Source organism: Quyinboa mangrovi (genome assembly GCF_042219825.1).
GTDB lineage: Bacteria > Bacteroidota > Bacteroidia > Bacteroidales > UBA5342 > JBHJHP01.
On sequence record NZ_JBHJHQ010000006.1, the window covers coordinates 377,517 to 396,911 of the forward strand.

Sequence of the window (19,395 nt, forward strand, 5' to 3'; positions counted from 1 at the left end):
GGCAGGATGAACAATTAATCTAATCATCCTACAAGGAATCTTATAAACGAAAAACTTCCAAACCAATATTATTTAAACAATACATGTTATTTTTGTACTCCATTAATAAATTATGATCTATCCGATTCAGTTTGAAGAGAAAATTGGTTTTGACAGAATCCGCAGGATGCTGAAGGTTGAGTGCATGACCACACTGGGGGAGCAGCTTGTGGATGAAGTTACCTATTTAAAAGATTATAAAGCCATTCAGTTACAACTTGGACTGGCATGGGAATTTGTGGTCATACGTAAGGAGGAGGATGGATTCGAAATAGGTTTTTTTACCGATTTACGTGAACCGCTTGGTGGAGTTAGGCCTCTTGGAACCTGGCTTAGTGAAAAGGTTTTTCATGAACTCAGGAAATCTCTGGAAACATTGGGTCGTATTGCGGGATTTTTTAAAGGTGAACGCAAAGAAAAATACCCGAACCTTTCTGATATAGCGGGTGAGGTTTTACAGTTTCCTGATCTGATCCAAAAAATAAAACGGGTATTCGACGATGAAGGCCGGATGAAGGACAATGCTTCACCGGAATTATTGAAGATTCGTCAGTCGCTCAGGCAGGAGCAGCAGACCTTGTCCCGGAGAATCCAACGGGTTTTGGTTAAGGCAAAAACAGATGGTTTGATCGAAAGTGATGTGTCACCTTCTGTGCGCGACGGGAGACTGGTTATTCCGGTAGAAGCAAGAAATAAACGAAAGATCAACGGCATTATTCACGATGAATCGGCAACAGGAAAGACGGCGTTTATTGAACCGGCCGAAGTAGTGGAAGCCAACAATCGCATTCGTGAACTTGAAATAGAGGAACGGCGTGAGATCGTAAAGATTTTGATTGAGCTTACATCTCACATCCGACCACATATACAAGAGATCGGACAATCCTTTCATTTTCTGGGATTGATAGATTTTTTAAGGTCAAAATCAATTTTGACTGATCAGTTGAAAGCCATAAAACCTGTTGTTAAGGATCAACAAACGTTTGACTGGAAAGAAGCTGTTCATCCCTTATTGTTTCTTTCGTTTAAAAAAGATGGAAAGAAGGTTGTTCCGCTCTCCTTAAGGTTGAATAATAACAACAGGATTTTGTTGATTTCCGGTCCGAATGCCGGTGGTAAATCGGTCTGTTTAAAAACGGTTGGTTTGATCCAGTATATGCTGCAGTGTGGCATTCCGGTTCCGGTACATGAAAGCTCAGAGATGGGTATTTTTGATGATGTTTTTATCGATATTGGCGATGAACAGTCTCTGGATAATGATCTGAGTACTTACAGTTCCCATCTGCTCAATATGAAACATTTTCTGAAAAACGCGGGATCAAAAAGTCTGTTGCTGGTAGATGAATTTGGTACAGGAACGGAACCTCAGATTGGTGGTGCCATCGCAGAATCTATATTACAGCATATTAATAATACAGGTGCTTATGGTGTTCTGACCACACATTATTCCAATCTGAAACATTATGCATCGCAAACACAGGGTATTATTAATGGAGCCATGATGTTTGATCAGCAACATTTGCAACCGCTGTTTCAGTTACAGGTTGGTAAACCGGGGAGTTCTTATGCCATCGAAATGGCTCGCAAGATAGGTATTCCGGAATCGGTAATTGAGTTGGCAAGTGAAAAAGTAGGACAGGATACACTTGATTTCGATAAGCACCTGCGGGAGATTTTGCGTGATAAAACCTATTGGGAGCGGAAGCGGGATAATATCCGAAAAAAGAATAAACAGGTTGAAGATCTTGAGAATGCTTACAAAGAGCAGCTGCAGAAGTTAAAGGCTGAACGGTCTAAAATTCTGGAAGAGGCAAGGAGAGAGGCAGCAAAGCTAATGGATAATGCCAACGCTACGATTGAAAATACAATTCGCAAAATCCGAGAATCGGAAGCTGATAAGCTCAAAACTAAAGATGCACGACATGAATTTGAGGTGCAGAAAGAACAGATATCAGGTGATTCATCTGATGACAAAGTGCTGCGTGAAATGGAGAAGCTGATCCGGCGGCAGGAAAGAAAAAATACTAAGAAACCGGATCAAAAAACTGAGAAGAAACTTAAAGTTCAAAAGAAGGAAGTTGTACAAAAAGGAGATACTGTAAAAATTTTATCCAGAAATGCTTTTGCCGAGGTGTTGGATATTAAAGGCAAAGAAGCGGAACTTGCGTTGGGGCATCTTAGAATCACGGTAAAACTAAATGATCTGGAGAAAGTAAGTAACCGGGAAGCTAAACGCAGTAAAAAGGATAATTACAAAGCATCTGAAACATATAGCAACACTGATATTCAAAAGCGCAAGCTCAGTTTCAGAAGCGACATTGATGTGCGTGGTATGCGTGGAGAAGAAGCCGTAAGGGCCGTAATGAATTTTGTAGATGATGCGGTGATGGTTGGTGCGACTCATTTGCGAATTTTGCATGGAACAGGTACCGGAGCCTTACGACAGATGATACGGGAATACCTGAATACCGTGGAATTTGTGGAAAGTGCCAGAGATGAACATGTGCAACTAGGCGGCGCTGGGATTACTTTAGTCGATCTTAGCTATTAATGAACAATTGAAAATTTGTTTCAAATTTAGGATTCACGAATAACGTATTATGATTTACTTACCAGTCACTTTTTACCTTCAATTTTTAACTTTAAACTTTTTACTTTTACCTTTTAACCTGTAACCCGTCACCCGTCACCTGTAACTCGTCACTTGTCACACAAAACAAAAAGCCACAGGATGAATGCCGGATAAATATTCACCCTGTGACCTTATGGAATCAATTGAATGAAGTTATCTTACCACTATAAGTTTTATTACTATTGGTAATTCTGTAAAACAGAACAGAATTTTCAAGACCTTTGGTGTTTAAAATGCCTGTATTTGTCATGGTCTTAAATACGAGTCTTCCTCCCGTATCATAGAGCGATACAGATGTATTGATATAATTATTCAGACCGTTGATATGAATCTCATTGTTGTTATACCAGACATCCAGCGTTGGTTCATCCGCCGGATTATAATCTGAAGAACCTCCGGTTGAGTAGGCAGTATCTGTGAATTCAACCCCTTTTAATTCAAGTTCTGAAGCTTTGGTTTTTCCTGACCGGTCTGCCAGATATATATTGGTCCAGTCTGGTCTGTCAGGCGCCTGGCTTTTCCAAAGCATTTCAGTCCATTCATCATCATTTCTGCGTTCAAAGTTTTCAGTAATAAATTTGTAATATGACATCACGGGACCGCAAAATAGTGTAGGTTTATAATTATTGGCAGGAGCTGGTGCAATGAAAATGCCCATATTAAATCTTCCTACTCCTGTATGCAAAACTTTGCCTACCATATTCCCCAATTCATCAGTTGGTTGCGTATGTACATCTGCTACGGTAAAGTCTTCCTGAGATGCCTCGACCACGTTCCAGAATAATTTCAGCATCCAGCCATCGTATGTGGGTGGTTCACCGCAAACACCATATTGAATAACTCTGAGTGCCTGTTGCAAAAACTGAATCTGTTCGCTGCTAAATGCTTCACCATTGACTTCTTTAAGTGAAATTTCGAGTAAATTATCCGCAACTTCTGCAAAACCTTTCCAGAAGTTTTCATATTTGTCAGAGTTAAACCGGTCCTTGTTCATGAATAGGGCAGCATCAGATGCAAATTGTTTAAGGGATAAATAAAAAGCAGGGTAGGGCTCAATATAACCGTATGGATAGGAACAAGAAATGCCACCTGTGTAAGATTGTTTCGCATATAAAATGTTATCATGTCTCAATTGTGACCACGAAGCCAGCTGGCTATTGATTTTTTCGTGTTGCCATGCTACAGTTTTCATAAAGAATGGGGTATAATCATTATTTTCAGCTACACTTAGATCCTTTATCGATTTGAGCCAGATGTTATACAACGATTCACTCCAGTATGCATCATCGTAAGCATCGAAAAGGTAACGCATGGCATCTGCTGCTGAGCTATACGGGTACTTATCCAGATCTTTTCCCAAAAGGTGAATGGCATTATTATTTCCCAGGCAAAACATCACGTCAAGCGGATTGGGCATCATTCGCAAAACTTTTCGATTATTATAAATGATCCGGTCGTAGGTTACGTTATGCAATACATAGGAATCTATTACAAAACGCTGCCCGAATAATTTGTATGATATGGGTAGCTGAGCCGGTTCAGAGGAAAAAGGATCTGTCATAATAATATCCGAAAGAATCTTCTGTCCGTACATTTCATCAGACTGAAGTTTGTCCTGAAGTTTTTTAAAATTAGCATCATCTGCCAAATCTGAAACTGATGAAAGATTCAGTTCTGCCAGAACAGACTTAAATTCCAGCGGAGTAAGGTTGTCCGATTCACCTACAAAATACTTTATAATTTCATCAATTTCGTTTAGTTCTTCATCTGCACCTGATTTATATAGCACATCGTTCACCATTGCTGATAACATAGCCATACGTTTTATATCTGTGCTATCCATGGTCAAGTCTTCCGGGGGGCGCGTCAGAAAAATATTGATAAAACTCAGCCACATCATGCTACGGAAATATGATTCCTGACCGTCAGTGTAATGGCCGCGGGGCTTGAATTGGCTAAAGTCAATATTTCTGCTATGATATGTAAACAGCGGAGTGGGCTTGTAATCAGCATTATACACATACTTTTTAATTGCATCAAAATCTGCCTGTGCACAGTAGGTAGGTTCAATAACCAGGTTGCTGTCCAGTAATACCCGAGCCATCAGGATATAAAGTTCTGCATCGCAAACAGTATATTTTAATTTCTGATCCGCGTTGTAAGTTGGTGCATCAGCAAGAAACCTGTCGTACATTTTTTTTAAAGCCTTGCTGAGGTTTGCTTCAAGGTAGTTAATTTCAATGTCCTGAAGCATGTTGTCGTAGGAATTATGTAATGCGTGAAGTAAAACATCTGTGGTTATGAATACAGGTAAATCATTGTGGTAAACCTGATCCAGTCCTTCCAGTACCGAACTATAAGATAATCGTTCCGTAACCACAAAATGATTCTTTTTTAATAAGTCCAGTTCGTTGGGTGTAAGATTAAATTTTTGTACCACAGAGTCGTAATAGCAGGAGGTTTTAATATCGAAAGGTCCCTCATCGGCAGTAAAGAATTCGCCGTTTTGCGGATACATGCTGTACAATGTTTCTTTCGACATGTTTTTGTGCTGTTCCAGGTAAGTCTGATAAACATCAGGATCAAATCCTTGTGCATAAAGGCTTCCTGCAAACCATAGAGATAACAGAAGTGTAAAGATTGATTTCATATGCCTGTAATTTGTATGTTGTAAAGTTATGAATTTAACTCAGAATCATTACATTAACAGAGAGTCTTATTATTTGAAAAAGGTTGTATGAGAGTTAATTTATTTTGTTTGATTTTGTAAAATTATTTCAATAACTATGCACTGCTAATCCTGAATCAAATCCTGACCCGTAATTGAAATTTTTCTTTCGAACCCCGATCATCCACATTCACCTACAAAAAATGGATGTTGGCTGAAAATTACTGGTTACGGAGTTAATTTATTCGCTCTTTTGTTGACGTAAAAACCAACAAAACGGAATATATGTTAAAAACTTTAAATACTATGGAAACTTTTGTTGTAAATATTGTTTCCTGAGTTTATTTTGGTATATCTTTGCCGAAAATATTATTTATGAGTGAAGAAGAGTTAAATAATATACTGGATAAAGTGAAGGATCTGTTCATGCGTTATGGCATTAAAAGTGTTACGATGGATGATGTTTCACGTGAATTAGGTATATCAAAAAAGACCCTTTATCAGTATGTGTCCAACAAAGAGGATCTGGTTGAAAAGGTACTGGAGTATCTGCATGGCCAGATAGACAAGCGGGACAAGATGTGTGATACAAGGGATAAAAATGCGATTGAGATTTTGATGATGGTTAGCGATAAAGTTAGCTATATGATGAAAAACCAAAATCCTTCCATGCAATATGATCTGAAAAAGTACTATCCTGAAATCTTTAGGAAATTTTATGAGATTCAGAGGGAAGAAATATATAAGTCCATTATTTCCAATATTAATAAAGGTAAAATTGAAGAATTGTACAGGGATGAAGTAAATCCTGTTTTGGTAGCTAAATTATACCTGAGCAGGGTGGTAACAATTATGGACAGGGATATTTTTACTGAAGATGAGATCCGGACACCGGGATTCTTTTTATCAATAATGGAACTCCATATCCGAAGTTTAGCCACATCAAAAGGGCTCAAAGTATTAGAAGAGAAATTAAAAGCATATAACAACTAAAAATCCGATTTAACAAGATGAATACATTAAAACTACTGATTGCATTGAGTCTGTTGCCTGTTCTGGCTGTTTCAGCCCAGGACAAAATGGACTTATCGCTGGATGAGGCGAAGTCATATGCGTTGGATCACAACAAAACGATTCAGAACGCAGAACTTGACAAAGAACTGGCAAAAAAGTCCGTATGGGAGGCGATATCATCCGGTTTGCCACAGGTAAGTGCATCGTTTGATTACACCAACTTTTTTAATTATGAATTTGCTTTCAGTTTTGGTGGGAATACTACATCGGCAGAAGATTTAAATAAGATTTATGCTGATGCCGCTCAACAATTTCCCGATGCCAATTTTTCAACCATCCAGGCCAATAATTATATCACACAGCAAATTCAAAGCATGGCGAATTCAACTATTTCAATGAAAAATCAGGCCAGTGCCAAGTTGCAGGTGAGTCAGCTTTTATTTAGTGGGCAGTTTCTGGTTGGTGTTCAATCTGCCAAGCTTGCAAAGGAATTGATGGAAAAGAGTTATAATAAAACGGAAAATGATGTCACTAATCTGATTATAAATTCTTATTACAGTACGCTGATAACTAAGGAATCAATTCGTATTTTGAAGGAAAATATTGGTAATATGGACAAGATTGTAAGTCAGAGACAGGCCATGGTTGATGCCGGTATGGCTGAACAGATTGATGCAGACCAGTTGAAAATTACCAGTGTTCAATTAAAGAATACCTTAAAGACAATGGAACGTAACCTTGAAATGAATTACAACATGTTGCGTTTTCAGTTGGGTGTTGAACCGGGAACACCTTTGAACCTTACTACAACACTGGATGAAGTGATTAATGATCAGGAAGTTGTTAAAGCAACACTTTCACCCTTTGTAATTGAAGATAATATTGACTACCAGCTATTCAAAGGTCAGGAAGATGTTCAGGAAAAACAGGTAATGCTCCAAAAAAGTGCTTATCTGCCTACTGTTTCAGCATTTTACACATATAACGCAAAGATTATTACTACAGAGTTTGATATAAACCCACCTCATACAATTGGTTTCAGCCTTAATCTGCCTCTGTTTACGTCATGGAATCGTCAGACAAAGGTTCAGAAAGCAGAAATCCAGTTGGATAAGGTGAGAAACAGTAAGGCAATGCTGGAAGATCAGCTGAACATGCAATCCGAACAGTTGAAATATAATCTTAAAACAGCTATTGAAAATTATAATCTGCAAAAGGAGAATGTTGAAGTTGCCAAACGTGTTTACGATACATACAACCGTAAATATAATGAGGGTGTTATTTCCAGTCTGGAACTCACACAATCCAACTCAACCTATCTTGAAGCTGAAAGTAATTATATCCAGTCCGTAATGTCGATGTTACAGGCGAAACTGGCGTTGGATAAACTTAATAATAATTTGTAAAACATAAAAAATCAGATATAAAATGAAAAAGCTACTTTATTTACTGCTTGTTAGTGGTGTTTTTGTTACATCGGCATGCAAACCCGGAGAAAAGAAAGAGGAAGAATCCGGTGCCAAAAATACGGAGATAAAAAAAGATGAGGCAGCACCTGAAGTTGTTGCCCCAAAGGATAAGACTTATAATGTTCGGGTTATGACATTGGCCGTAGATACATTGGAAAATTCAATAGATTATACAGCTACTCTAGCTGCTTTTGAGGAGGTTCATTTTGCATCTGCTTCACCGGGAAGGATTCAGAAGATCTACGTGGAAGTTGGTGATCATGTTAAAAAAGGTGATTTGATTGCAGAAATGGATAAAACTCAGTTGATGCAGGCCAGAATCCAGCTCGAAAATGCAAAAGTAAACTACCAACGTTTGAAAGCTCTGAAGGAGACCAATAGCATAAGCGACCAACAGTTTGATCAGGTCAAGACGCAATATGATGTGACCAAATCAAATGTTGATTTTTTGGAAGAAAATACACGTTTGGTATCCCCGATAAATGGTGTGGTTACCGGCAAGTATTTTGAAAATGGTGAGATGTACTCGGGAGCACCCAACACACAGGCTGGAAAAGCAGCTATTGTTTCGCTGATGCAGATTGATCCGCTGAAAGCTATTGTGAATGTATCAGAGGCATATTTCCCAGATGTATACGAAGGAATGAAAGCTGATGTAAAGCTTGATATCTATCCCAAAAAGATGTTTGTTGGAGAAGTTTTCAGAATATATCCGACACTTGATCCTATGTCCAGGACATTTAAGGTAGAGATCAAACTGAATAACAAAGGTGAAAAACTTCGTCCGGGGATGTTTTCACGGGTGAGCCTTGATTTAGGTACCTATAAAACCATTGTCATTCCTTCTATTGCCTTAATGCAGCAGGAAGGTACAAATGATAAGTATGTATTTATTGCTGAGAATGGTATTGCCCATAAAATTAAGGTGAAAACGGGAAAACGTTTTAACGATAAAATAGAAATTATTGCCAACGAAATTAAACCCGGCGTAAAGTTGATAGTAACCGGGCAGGGTAACCTTATGGATCAGTATAAAGTAAAAATCGTTGACTAATAAAACCGACAAAAGAAATTTATCATGAGTATATATTCTAGTGCAGTAAAAAAGCCGATCACCACATTATTGATATTTGTTGGTGTGATCATATTCGGCCTCTATTCGCTGGTGAAGCTGCCGGTGGATTTTTACCCGGAGATGGAGTTTCCTGCCATTACGGTTTTTACGACCTACAGTGGGGCAAATGCTGCTGATATTGAGACAAATATAACCAAACCCATCGAGGATGCTTTGAGTTCAATCAGTGATATAAAGGAAATTACTTCAACATCGCGCGATAACATGTCTGTTGTGATGGTTGAATTTGAATTTGGGAAGAACCTTGATGAAGCTGCAAATGATATCCGGAATTCACTTTCGTTTATTAAACGTTTCCTGCCGGAAGATGCAGAGGATCCAACCATATATAAGTTCAATACGGCTATGATGCCTATTCTTTTCTATTCTGTTACTGCAGACGAAAGCTTTGACGGATTAGAGAAGATAATGGATGAGAAAGTTATTAATCCCTTAAACAGGATTGATGGAATTGGTAACGTAGGTCTGGCAGGTTTGCCGGGGCGTGAAATAACAGTTGAAGTTGATCCGTATAAACTGGATGCATATAACCTTTCTGTGGAACAGATCGGTAATATGTTACGGATGGAAAACGTGAATACTCCGGCCGGTAATATTGAAATGGGTGAGATTGATTATCCCATACGTGTTGAAGGCGAGTTTGAACGCAGTGAAGATATCCGGAATATTGTTGTCGGAAATGTGAATGGTCAGTCCATTTACCTAAAAGATGTGGCCGCAGTTCGTGACTCTGCCAAGGATATCAATGCGTCTGAAACGGTTAACGGCGAGAGGGCAGCCCGTATGTTTGTAATGAAACAGAGTGGCGCAAATACAGTTAATATTGCAACGCAGGTAAAAAAGCAGATAGAAGAAGCCAAGCAGAACCTGCCGCCGGATGTAAAAATTGAGACTATATTCGATTCGTCGGAATTTATCTCAAATTCAATCTCGAATCTTTCGGAGACTTTCATGTATGCCTTGCTGTTTGTTGTGCTGGTCGTTTTGTTCTTTCTTGGTAGATGGAGGGCAACATTTATTGTGGTTCTGACTATACCAATATCACTTATTGTTGCATTTATTTACCTGGCTAATACAGGAAACTCAATTAATATCATCTCACTTTCCTCGTTATCCATAGCGATAGGTATGGTGGTGGATGATGCGATTGTGGTTTTGGAGAATATTACTAAACATATTGAACGCGGAGCAACACCACGTGAGGCAGCTATATACGCTACGAACGAGGTGTGGCTGGCGGTTATTGTTACAACATTAACAGTTGTAGCGGTATTCTTCCCGCTAACCATGTTAGGTGGTTTAACCGGAACATTCTTCCGTCAGTTGGGATGGATTGTTTCTATTACAGTTGTAACATCGACTATAGCGGCCATTTCACTCACGCCGATGTTGTCGTCCAAACTATTGCGTTTGCGTTCAGCCGAGGAGAAGAAGAAAAAGCGTACACTGCACCAGCGTTTTATTGAACCTTTCCTTGACTGGATGGATAATTTCTATGAAAAAACGCTTAAATGGGCTATTCATCACAAGTTGGTTGTTGTTATCCTTTCTTTTGTTATTCTTATTAGTTCTGTTGCTTTGGTTTTCCAGGTAGGTGGTGAGTTCTTACCCGAAACAGATAACAGCAGCATTAGCATAGAAGCGCACATGCAGGTTGGAACACGTACCGATGAAGCTGTGAAACTAGGTGAGAAAATTGATAATTACCTGTCAGAAACATTTCCTGAGATACAATTGATTTCCAGATCGAACGGTTCAGACGCTTCCGCCGGTCTACAGGCATTGTTTCAAACTACAGGAAGTAATATTATCAACTATAGTCTTCGACTGGTAAAACCAGAAGAAAGAAATCGTTCGGTTTTTGAGATTGCAGAAGATATCCGCGAGCATTTGGGCACATTGCCGGGATTGGTTGAATATTCAGTTTCTACCAGTAACAACATGGCAATGGGAGGAAATAATGATGTTGAGGTAGGTGTTTACGGATATGATATGGATAAAACCACTGCGTTTGCTAAAATGCTTCAGGATAAGATTGAACAGATTCCGGGAGCCCGTGAGGTACAAATCAGCAGAGATGATTTCAAGCCGGAACTTCAGGTTCATCTTGACAGGGATAAAATGGCACAGCACGGCTTAACGACTGCCACCGTATCTTCTGCCTTGAGAAACAGGATAGAAGGATTAACGGCAACACGTTTCCGTGAGTTTGGAGACGAATATGATGTAATTGTTAAGTTCAAGGAGCAATACAGAAATTCGCTTTCTGACATCAAGAATATCTCAATAACCACGCCAACCGGAAAATCGATCCGGCTGGAAGAAATCGCAGATATCAGAGAGGAACTGACTCCTCCAAACATTGAACATAAAAGAAAAGAACGTATAGTAACCGTTTCTGCCATTCCTTACAAAACATCATTAGGTGAATTGGCAACATCTATTAAAGAGGTATTGAAAACCATGGATACTCCACAGGGTGTGATGGTCGAAGTTGGTGGAGCCTACGAAGATCAGGAAGAATCATTTAGTGATCTGCTTCTTTTAATGTTGCTAAGTTTAGCATTGGTTTACATTGTAATGGCCAGTCAGTTTGAATCCTTTAAACTGCCCTTAATAATTATGATCTCTATACCGTTTTCTTTTTCAGGAGTATTTTTAATCCTTTTCCTTACCCATACAAACTTAAGTGTAATTGCTTTACTGGGAGCTGTTCTTCTGATAGGTATTGTGGTGAAGAATGCGATTGTGCTTGTCGACTTTATCGACCTTATGCGTGACAGGGGATATGAATTGTATGAGGCGATTGTGATCTCCGGAAAATCCAGATTACGTCCGGTATTAATGACAGCACTGACAACCATTCTGGGTATGACCCCGATGGCATTGAGCCGTGGTGAAGGTTCGGAGATCTGGAGTCCTATGGGAATTTCAGTAATTGGTGGTTTGGTATTTTCAACCATCATTACCATGATCATGGTTCCTGTAATGTATGCATTATTCTCAAAACGGGGGGAAAGAGATAGGATAAAGAAAGTGCGTGAACGTTTCAAATTTATGGAAACACCTATTAAAAGTTCAAACTAAAAAAACACTGAAAAATGGATAAACCAGCTTTAAAAGCCGTTTTTATAACATATAATCAGGCATTGACCGAAAAGGTGGAATATGTGCTTGACAGAATGGGGATCAGAGGATATACCCAATGGGAAAATGTGATGGGGCGTGGATCTGTGGATGGTAATCCGCATATGGGTACGCATACCTGGCCGGAAATTAACAGTTCTATTCTTGCTATTATCGATGATAGTAAAGTGAGTGATCTGCTCGACAATGTGGTGAGATTGGATAATGTGAATAAGGACGTGGGTATCCGGGCATTTGTCTGGGATGTAACTCAAACAGTATAAAAACCGATAACCGTTAAAATACGTATACGTATGTTATTCATGCAGCTGCAGCAATGCAGCTGCATTTTTTTATTAATTTCAATCCGTTCAGAAAAGGATCATAGTATAAATTTTTAAAATAAAATCTTAAACCGAAGCAACCTTTTTTAATTCGTCAACCTCTTAGTACTATAGAATTTAATTTAGCCAGTATGAGAAAATATACACTAACAGGTTTATTTGCAGCAATTATCCTTGTGTTCAGTGCGTGTGATGAGGTTGTAGATGGAGATTTGTCCGGCGACAAAGCTGGGTCTGAGTCTACGTACCTTGCGGATGGTATGGCAGGAGGATCTGTTACCGGTGGCTCAGGGAATGGAGATTCTACGCAGGTTGATATTGTAGCAGGTCAGATAACAGCTGGTGAGTGGAATGATTTATCAAACTGGACTTTTTGGCTCAACCTGGGACAGGATGAGGACTATAAAGGAATGCCGGAGCACTGGAATTATGATATAAGTACAAGAATTTCAGTACAGGTTACAGGCTCATCGGGTAATCCTGTGATTAATGAAACAATCCAGCTTGTGGATGGATCTGATCAGGTTTTATGGTCCACAAAAACGGATTATTCTGGTATGGCAGAATTTTGGCCAGGTTTATCCGGTTCTGATGCTGCAGTTTCGGAAATGAAAATTAAAATAGCAGGAATAACATTTACAAGTCTAAAAAAATACGCTGAAGGGATAAATGAAATTACGCTGGATGATTATAATGCTGCTATTGCAGGCTCAAAAATTGACATAGCATTCGTTGTGGATGCTACCGGATCAATGTCTGATGAGCTGGAATATCTGAAAGTGGAATTAGTCGATGTTATTGATAGCGTTAGGGAAACTAATCCGGATGCTGTAATAAATACCGGCAGTGTATTTTACCGTGATGAAGGTGATGAATATGTGACAAGACAAAGCCCGTTTACTACCGATATATCAACTACAGTGAATTTTATTAAAGATCAGTCAGCAGATGGTGGAGGCGATTTTCCTGAAGCTGTTCATACAGCTTTGAATGAGGCAATCAATAACCTTCAGTGGTCCAATAGCGCTAAATCCCGCATTTTGTTTTTAATGCTTGATGCGCCACCGCATCATGAAACTGATATCATTTCAAAAATGAATGAGTTAGTTAAGGATGCTGCTGTAAAAGGCATAAAAATAATTCCGGTAACGGCGAGCGGAATAGATAAGGAAACGGAATTTTTAATGCGATATATTGCGATTGCAACAAATGGTACATATGTATTTATTACCAATCACAGCGGTATTGGTAACGAACATTTAGAACCTACAGTTGGTGATTATGAGGTTGAATACCTGAATCATTTAATGGTTCGGTTGATTAATCAATATCTCGAGTAAAATAGCTTCGTTCAATTCAATTCAATTAAATTAAAGTGTTTCTGCACTTTAACATCTGTTTTTTGTTTGAATAATTTTAAGAAGCGTGAGCCGGAAGGATGACGGTGAGCGCTTCTTTTTTTTCAATAGATAAATTTAATATTCTACTTACCTGATTTAATTAAAATTTCTCAAAATTTCCGTAAATTTAAAGGCCGCCTCAGATTTTGTGATCAAAGTGATAAAATATGCCTGATAGAGTAGTATCGGAGTAATTAACTTCTGCTACAAATATGGATTTTGTATAAACCATAGTCAGTGATATATTACATTGGAGTAATTTCCGAAGTCTTTCGTAATATCCGTAAGGTATATTAAAAATTGATTGTTTTGTAAGTGTTTGATTATGTGTTAGTAGTATTAATGGCAAAAATAAATGCAACTTTCATTTTTATATGAAAATCTGAGTCTAGTTATCCAATTTAAAAGAAAAATTTGTTTATAAATGTTAATTTGTTAAATTTATACAAATTTCACCTGTATTGATTTTGATTTTGTGATGTAGGGAAGCAGATGAATATTATTTTCTGATTTAGAGTGTTTTAATATAAAATATAGTAGGGAATTAATTAAGTATTATAAATTAAACTACTTAATTTTTTTAAGTAGTTTGTTATAAACACACAAAATTATTGATATGAATAAATATGCTTACTTTCTGTTTGTTCTGGTACTTTTAATTAGTTGCGGGAATCCAAATTCGCGTGAGCAAAACATTGGGGAATTGATAATTAACAGCGATTTAAATATAACGCTGGATACTGTTTTGAATAATCTCAATGAACCAGATGACGTGTATGTATCCGGTCAGTCGATATATTATTCTGTAAAGAATAATGAAGCTAAGGGTGATGAAGGCGCCTATAATATCATGGCATTTGATGAAGCGACTCAGAAATCCAGGGTTGTATATACTTCAAACACCAGACCATTTGGTCTTATTGTAAATGACAGTTGTATGTTTATCACATCAAGAGAAGATGAGCAGCCAACGGATAATGCTCAGTTGTTAATGTACAACTTTAAGAATAAGCAACTGACTCATATTACCGATAGTCTGGCAGAACCGTTTGATATTGATACGGATAAAGATGGAAATATTTATGTAGGTGCGATTATAAAGGATAATGAGAGAAGTCCGCTTGTTAAGTACAAGGCCCCCGAATATATTGAATATGACAGGGAGCTTGATGGTCATGGTGAAATTCTGAGTTTTGACTACGGAAACGATTTTATATGGTTTTCTAATGCAGGCGGTATTGCTAAAACCCAGGACAGAAGTACGTGGTCTGTAAGTTTTATAAATGGTGTTACAGGTTTGCTGGTTACGCAAAATTACATTTACTATACCAAGTACGAATATAACCTCTTAGGTAGAATAGATATGTTTACCGGTGAAAACGAGGTGCTGCTTGAAAATGTGCTTCGTCCTTATAAAATGACTTATAGTGACAAGGATAACGCTCTTTATTTAATTGTAAATGATAATGCCAAAGAGCACACTTCCAAATTATTAAAATTGGTGGTGGAAAATGATCTTGCAAATTTATATTAGTATCGGTCGGTTTACTCTGTTTGTGTAATTAATCGATAATTATTCTACTTGTAGAGAAAACTATTGTATAAAATATTCATTTAATCTGTTAATAATTAACTTAATAAACCAAATGATGAAACGTATTTTACTTATAATGGTAGTAAGCATGATGGCAACTTTTATGCATGCAGAAATTACTGCTGTCAAAGACATAAAAGAAAATCCTGCAAAATATAAAGGCGAAGTGGTTACCATAAAGGGTCTTGTAACACGCTGGGTACCGGGCAAGGAAAATACAACTTCCCATTACCTTGTTGAAGGAGACTATGGTTTCACAATTCAAATCAATACAGCTCAGGTGTCACCCGAAACCAATTATAAATACGAAATTACCGGTATCGTTTATATTGAACCGGATACAGGTGAACCATTTATCAGCGAGCAGGGAAGAACCAATCTTACACTCCCCGCATCTGCAACAGCTCCTGAAGAAAAGTCAGGAATAAATACCCTTATGATAATTCTGATTATTGGGGTGGTAATTATTATAGCGCTGATCCTTGTTTTAATATTCAGGAAACCGGGCGGAAAGGCCGGGGGCGAAGTCGCAGACATAGATGAAGATTTTCAAACCATAAAATTGTCTGCTGCAGGCGATCCCAAAACGTTGAAATTTATTCCTGGTGAATTGAAAATAATCTCCGGTACCGATGAAGGAAAAGTATTTAAAATTGCCGGATATCCTACACCTGAAGGAAATATCGTAACTATTGGGCGTGAAGATATTAAAGGAGAGAGAGGATATGCGCATATTAGGTTAATGGAAAAGACCATATCACGAAAGCAGGCAGAATTAATAGAATCCGATAATAAGTTAAGGTTAAAAAATGTAAGTAAAACAAATTTGACAATTGTTGACGGAGTGCAGTTACAACCGGGCGAAGAAGTTGAGATAAAGCCAAATTCAACCATTAAGACCGGTGAAGTGGAATTTCAATATATTTTATAACTGTTTGAATGTACAATATTGAATTTTCGCCATACACATTTCATGGCCGTAGAGAATACAATCAGGATTATCTGGCTGCAGAACAGCTGAATGAGAATACATGGATATTTGCGGTGGCTGATGGTATGGGGGGTGCTAATGGAGGTGAATTAGCAAGTTATGTGGCAATTAATGCCTTAATCAATCATTTTGAAGATAGCAGTATTGTGTTAAACGAGACAAATCTCAAAGAGAATTTGGGTATGGCTGTCGAAAAAGCACATGGTGCAATTAATGATGAGATTTCCCGTGACCGTAATCTGAATGGTATGGGAACAACGCTGGTTTGTATTCTTATTCACGACAATAAGTATGTTTGGGCGTCTATTGGAGATAGCAGAATATATTACTTTAACAGTAATGAATATAAGCAGTTAACAACAGACCATTCTTATGTTCAGGATTTTATGAAAGCAAAAGGTGAGAAGTTGCCTAAAGATATTTTAGATAATTATTCGCATATTCTCACCAAATGTATTGATGGCGGAATGGAGAAGGCTGATCTGTTTCCGACAGACAGCAATTGTTTGCAATTAAATGAAGGTGAAAGCTTTTTATTATGCTCCGATGGATTATTGACAGACAGAATTAATACTAACATTAATCTGTTCAAGAATTTTATTATGGGCAGAAAGGATCTGGATGAGGCCGCCAAAAGTCTTGTCGCATATGCCTATGAAATGGGAAGTGATGATAACATTTCAGTCGTTCTCGTCAGAGTTGGCGTAAAACATATAAAAGAATTAAAATTAAGAGAATTCAGTTTACCTGTGGAAGATTCTGCAGATAATAAGAACAACTTATTAAAACGAATTTTCAATAAGAAATATAGCTAATGGCTGAAGAAACTAAAAGATGTCCGTTTTGTGATGAGCTGATACGAAAGAATGCTATCAAGTGTAGGCATTGTGGTAGCATAATTTCTTCTGATACTCTATCTTTTGTCGCAGATAGTCAGCCGGATACGCTTGTAAAACAGGTGCTTGGTGAAACCTATGAAATAAGTGGCGTGGTCGGGTCCGGTGGAATGGCTGTTGTTTTTAAAGCTAATCAAAAAAACCTGCAACGTCCTGTTGCATTAAAAGTTATACATCAGAATTTAATACATGAAAAGGAATTTGTTGATCGGTTTTTAAGGGAAGCAAGAGTTGGGGCATCATTAAATCACGATAACATCGTTAAAATTTATGATGTAGGCTCCATAGGTACAGTTCATTATATGGCTATGGAATTCCTTGAAGGTGAGACGTTAAGGGATATTATAAGAAAAGGCGGTAAACTATCTGTTGCTCAGACGATAAGATATATTATTCCCCTTGCCGAGGCTTTAGGTTATTTGCATAGCAAGAATCTGGTTCACCGCGATATAAAAACCGCAAACGTTATTGTCACCAAACAAAAACCTGTATTAACAGATTTCGGAATTGTGTTTGTACGCGGGGAAACCCGTTTGAGCCAGGCAGGAACTGTTGTGGGGACGCCTGAATATATGAGTCCTGAACAGGCAACCGGTAAAGTAGAAGTGGATCACCGGGCAGATATTTACAGCCTTGGTGTAATGATTTACGAATGTTTGACGGGTAAAGTGCCATTCCACAGTTCAAATCCGCTGACCACAGTTCACAGTTTGCTGAATGAAAGGCCCAAGGAGCCTAAGTTTTACGAGAAAAGCATTCCAATGTGGCTCAACCGTTTGATACTGGATTGTTTAATCAAAGATCCGGATGAACGTATACAGGATTGCTCAGTTTTGGTTGAGGCGCTTAAAAACAAAGATTATAAAGGAAATCCGGCCGGTTCTAAAAAGAAACAAAAAGGGAAAAAAGATACTGGTTCAGAAAATTTCGCTACATTAAAAATTTCCGGTGATGAGAGTCAGGTAATAAGTGGCGGTGAGTATAAAGATGATTTCTCGCACAGGAAAAGAAGACGGTGGGTCTTACCTGTATCAATTGTGTTTGCTGTTTTAATTGGCGCAGCGGCATATCTGTATTTTGCAGCACCTCCGGGATTTCTGCCAGAATCATTCAGTAAATCACAAAAAACTGAAGCAAAAACGCCTGAAAAGGAACTGATTGCAGGAGCACGGAATGAAGAAAAAGAAAAGCAGACAGAGGTGTCAACTGCCAATGTTATACCTGCCACAACAACCGAACAGCCTGTTATCCAGAATTCTGATCCCGTAAGTACAGAAAAAACAGCAGAAACCGGAAATGACAATACCCCGGCTTTAAGTGCAGAGGAAATTGAAAAAATTAAGGAGGAAGAAGCAGATAAAATTAGAAAAGAACTGGCTGATAAAGCTCGTAAGGAAGAGGAGGCAAATCAGTTAAAACTTGCGGAGGAGGAGAAAGCACGAAAGGATGCGGCAGAAAAAGAACGCCTGAAGCGCGAAGCAGAAGCTAAGCGAAAAGCAGAACAAAGGTCAATATTGAGTAGTGATCAACTTTCTATGCTCGATAATATGGGGATTCCATTAGTTCTTGTAAAAGGGCCTAACGGTAATTATTACCTTGGGAAATATGAAGTAACGCAAAAGCTTTGGCAGAGCATTATGGGAAATAATCCCAGTGTAAATAAAGGACAGAATAATCCTGTGGAAAATGTAAACAAATATGATATTCTGAACTTCCTGACTAAATTAAAATTACAGACTTCTATGGATTTTCGTCTGCCTACCGTAGATGAATGGAATTTTGCTGCAAGAGCCAATGATTCATTTAAGTACAGTGGTAGCAATACACTTGGCGATTTTGGATGGTATGAAGGAAATACCAATATGGCATCTACCAGGCCTGTTGGTCAGAAAAATCCAAATGCTTTTGGTTTATACGATATGTCGGGAAACGTAGCAGAGCTGTGTGCGGACGGAAGTGTAAAAGGCGGAAGTTATGTGAGTCCGTCTAACCAGTGTGAATTAAATTATGCTGAAAGCTGGGATCCTGATAAAAAAGACTGGACGACAGGTTTCCGAGTCTTGTTGAGATACGAACGGAAATGAAAA

At 38.3% G+C, this 19,395-nt stretch carries 12 protein-coding genes; 11 read left to right on the forward strand and 1 reads right to left on the reverse strand.

Going from position 1 to position 19,395, the window contains the following annotated elements:
- Positions 1-112 precede the first annotated feature (112 nt).
- A complete protein-coding gene (locus tag ACE1ET_RS14805) occupies positions 113-2,590 on the forward strand; it encodes an endonuclease MutS2 (protein WP_375729200.1) in 2,478 nt (825 codons plus the stop codon).
- A 220-nt stretch (positions 2,591-2,810) separates the two neighbouring features.
- Here ACE1ET_RS14805 and ACE1ET_RS14810 read toward each other — a convergent pair whose 3' ends face one another.
- On the reverse strand, positions 2,811-5,321 hold the full coding sequence (locus ACE1ET_RS14810) for a DUF3160 domain-containing protein (protein ID WP_375729201.1): 2,511 nt from the start codon (positions 5,319-5,321) through the stop codon (positions 2,811-2,813).
- 393 nt (positions 5,322-5,714) lie between these two features.
- Between ACE1ET_RS14810 and ACE1ET_RS14815 the strand changes: the two genes are divergently transcribed.
- From ACE1ET_RS14815 to ACE1ET_RS14860, 10 genes are all read left to right on the forward strand, one after another.
- On the forward strand, positions 5,715-6,332 hold the full coding sequence (locus tag ACE1ET_RS14815) for a TetR/AcrR family transcriptional regulator (RefSeq protein ID WP_375729202.1): 618 nt from the start codon (positions 5,715-5,717) through the stop codon (positions 6,330-6,332).
- Between the two features lie 17 nt (positions 6,333-6,349).
- Positions 6,350-7,759 (forward strand): TolC family protein, encoded by a 1,410-nt coding sequence (locus ACE1ET_RS14820; RefSeq protein WP_375729203.1) that lies wholly within the window; start codon positions 6,350-6,352, stop codon positions 7,757-7,759.
- Positions 7,760-7,781: 22 nt separating this feature from the next.
- Positions 7,782-8,876: an efflux RND transporter periplasmic adaptor subunit gene (locus ACE1ET_RS14825; RefSeq protein WP_375729204.1), complete on the forward strand. Its 1,095-nt coding sequence runs from the start codon at positions 7,782-7,784 to the stop codon at positions 8,874-8,876.
- 24 nt (positions 8,877-8,900) lie between these two features.
- Positions 8,901-12,044: an efflux RND transporter permease subunit gene (locus ACE1ET_RS14830; protein WP_375729205.1), complete on the forward strand. Its 3,144-nt coding sequence runs from the start codon at positions 8,901-8,903 to the stop codon at positions 12,042-12,044.
- A gap of 14 nt (positions 12,045-12,058) precedes the next feature.
- Positions 12,059-12,367, forward strand: coding sequence for a PG0541 family transporter-associated protein (locus ACE1ET_RS14835; RefSeq protein ID WP_375729206.1), 309 nt, complete (start codon positions 12,059-12,061; stop codon positions 12,365-12,367).
- Positions 12,368-12,558: 191 nt separating this feature from the next.
- Positions 12,559-13,767 carry a VWA domain-containing protein gene (locus ACE1ET_RS14840; protein ID WP_375729207.1) on the forward strand — a complete coding sequence of 403 codons (1,209 nt, stop codon included), beginning with the start codon at positions 12,559-12,561 and terminating at the stop codon, positions 13,765-13,767.
- 676 nt (positions 13,768-14,443) lie between these two features.
- Complete coding sequence (locus ACE1ET_RS14845) at positions 14,444-15,361, forward strand: NHL repeat-containing protein (protein ID WP_375729208.1); 918 nt, start codon at positions 14,444-14,446, stop codon at positions 15,359-15,361.
- Positions 15,362-15,473: 112 nt separating this feature from the next.
- Positions 15,474-16,352 carry an FHA domain-containing protein gene (locus ACE1ET_RS14850; RefSeq protein ID WP_375729209.1) on the forward strand — a complete coding sequence of 293 codons (879 nt, stop codon included), beginning with the start codon at positions 15,474-15,476 and terminating at the stop codon, positions 16,350-16,352.
- Between the two features lie 8 nt (positions 16,353-16,360).
- Complete coding sequence (locus ACE1ET_RS14855; RefSeq protein WP_375729210.1) at positions 16,361-17,227, forward strand: PP2C family protein-serine/threonine phosphatase; 867 nt, start codon at positions 16,361-16,363, stop codon at positions 17,225-17,227.
- The gene (locus ACE1ET_RS14860) at positions 17,227-19,392 is read left to right on the forward strand and encodes a protein kinase domain-containing protein (RefSeq protein WP_375729211.1); all 2,166 of its coding nucleotides are present in this window, start codon (positions 17,227-17,229) and stop codon (positions 19,390-19,392) included. The genes ACE1ET_RS14855 and ACE1ET_RS14860 overlap by 1 nt, the downstream gene beginning before the upstream one ends.
- Positions 19,393-19,395: the final 3 nt, after the last annotated feature.

Bases quoted from the DNA above. Each gene is read 5' to 3' on its own strand.
- ACE1ET_RS14805 (WP_375729200.1), top strand. From the start codon at position 113: ATGATCTATCCGATTCAGTTTGAAGAGAAAATTGGTTTTGACAGAATC.
- ACE1ET_RS14810 (WP_375729201.1), bottom strand. From the start codon at position 5,321: ATGAAATCAATCTTTACACTTCTGTTATCTCTATGGTTTGCAGGAAGC.
- ACE1ET_RS14815 (WP_375729202.1), top strand. From the start codon at position 5,715: ATGAGTGAAGAAGAGTTAAATAATATACTGGATAAAGTGAAGGATCTG.
- ACE1ET_RS14820 (WP_375729203.1), top strand. From the start codon at position 6,350: ATGAATACATTAAAACTACTGATTGCATTGAGTCTGTTGCCTGTTCTG.
- ACE1ET_RS14825 (WP_375729204.1), top strand. From the start codon at position 7,782: ATGAAAAAGCTACTTTATTTACTGCTTGTTAGTGGTGTTTTTGTTACA.
- ACE1ET_RS14830 (WP_375729205.1), top strand. From the start codon at position 8,901: ATGAGTATATATTCTAGTGCAGTAAAAAAGCCGATCACCACATTATTG.
- ACE1ET_RS14835 (WP_375729206.1), top strand. From the start codon at position 12,059: ATGGATAAACCAGCTTTAAAAGCCGTTTTTATAACATATAATCAGGCA.
- ACE1ET_RS14840 (WP_375729207.1), top strand. From the start codon at position 12,559: ATGAGAAAATATACACTAACAGGTTTATTTGCAGCAATTATCCTTGTG.
- ACE1ET_RS14845 (WP_375729208.1), top strand. From the start codon at position 14,444: ATGAATAAATATGCTTACTTTCTGTTTGTTCTGGTACTTTTAATTAGT.
- ACE1ET_RS14850 (WP_375729209.1), top strand. From the start codon at position 15,474: ATGATGAAACGTATTTTACTTATAATGGTAGTAAGCATGATGGCAACT.
- ACE1ET_RS14855 (WP_375729210.1), top strand. From the start codon at position 16,361: ATGTACAATATTGAATTTTCGCCATACACATTTCATGGCCGTAGAGAA.
- ACE1ET_RS14860 (WP_375729211.1), top strand. From the start codon at position 17,227: ATGGCTGAAGAAACTAAAAGATGTCCGTTTTGTGATGAGCTGATACGA.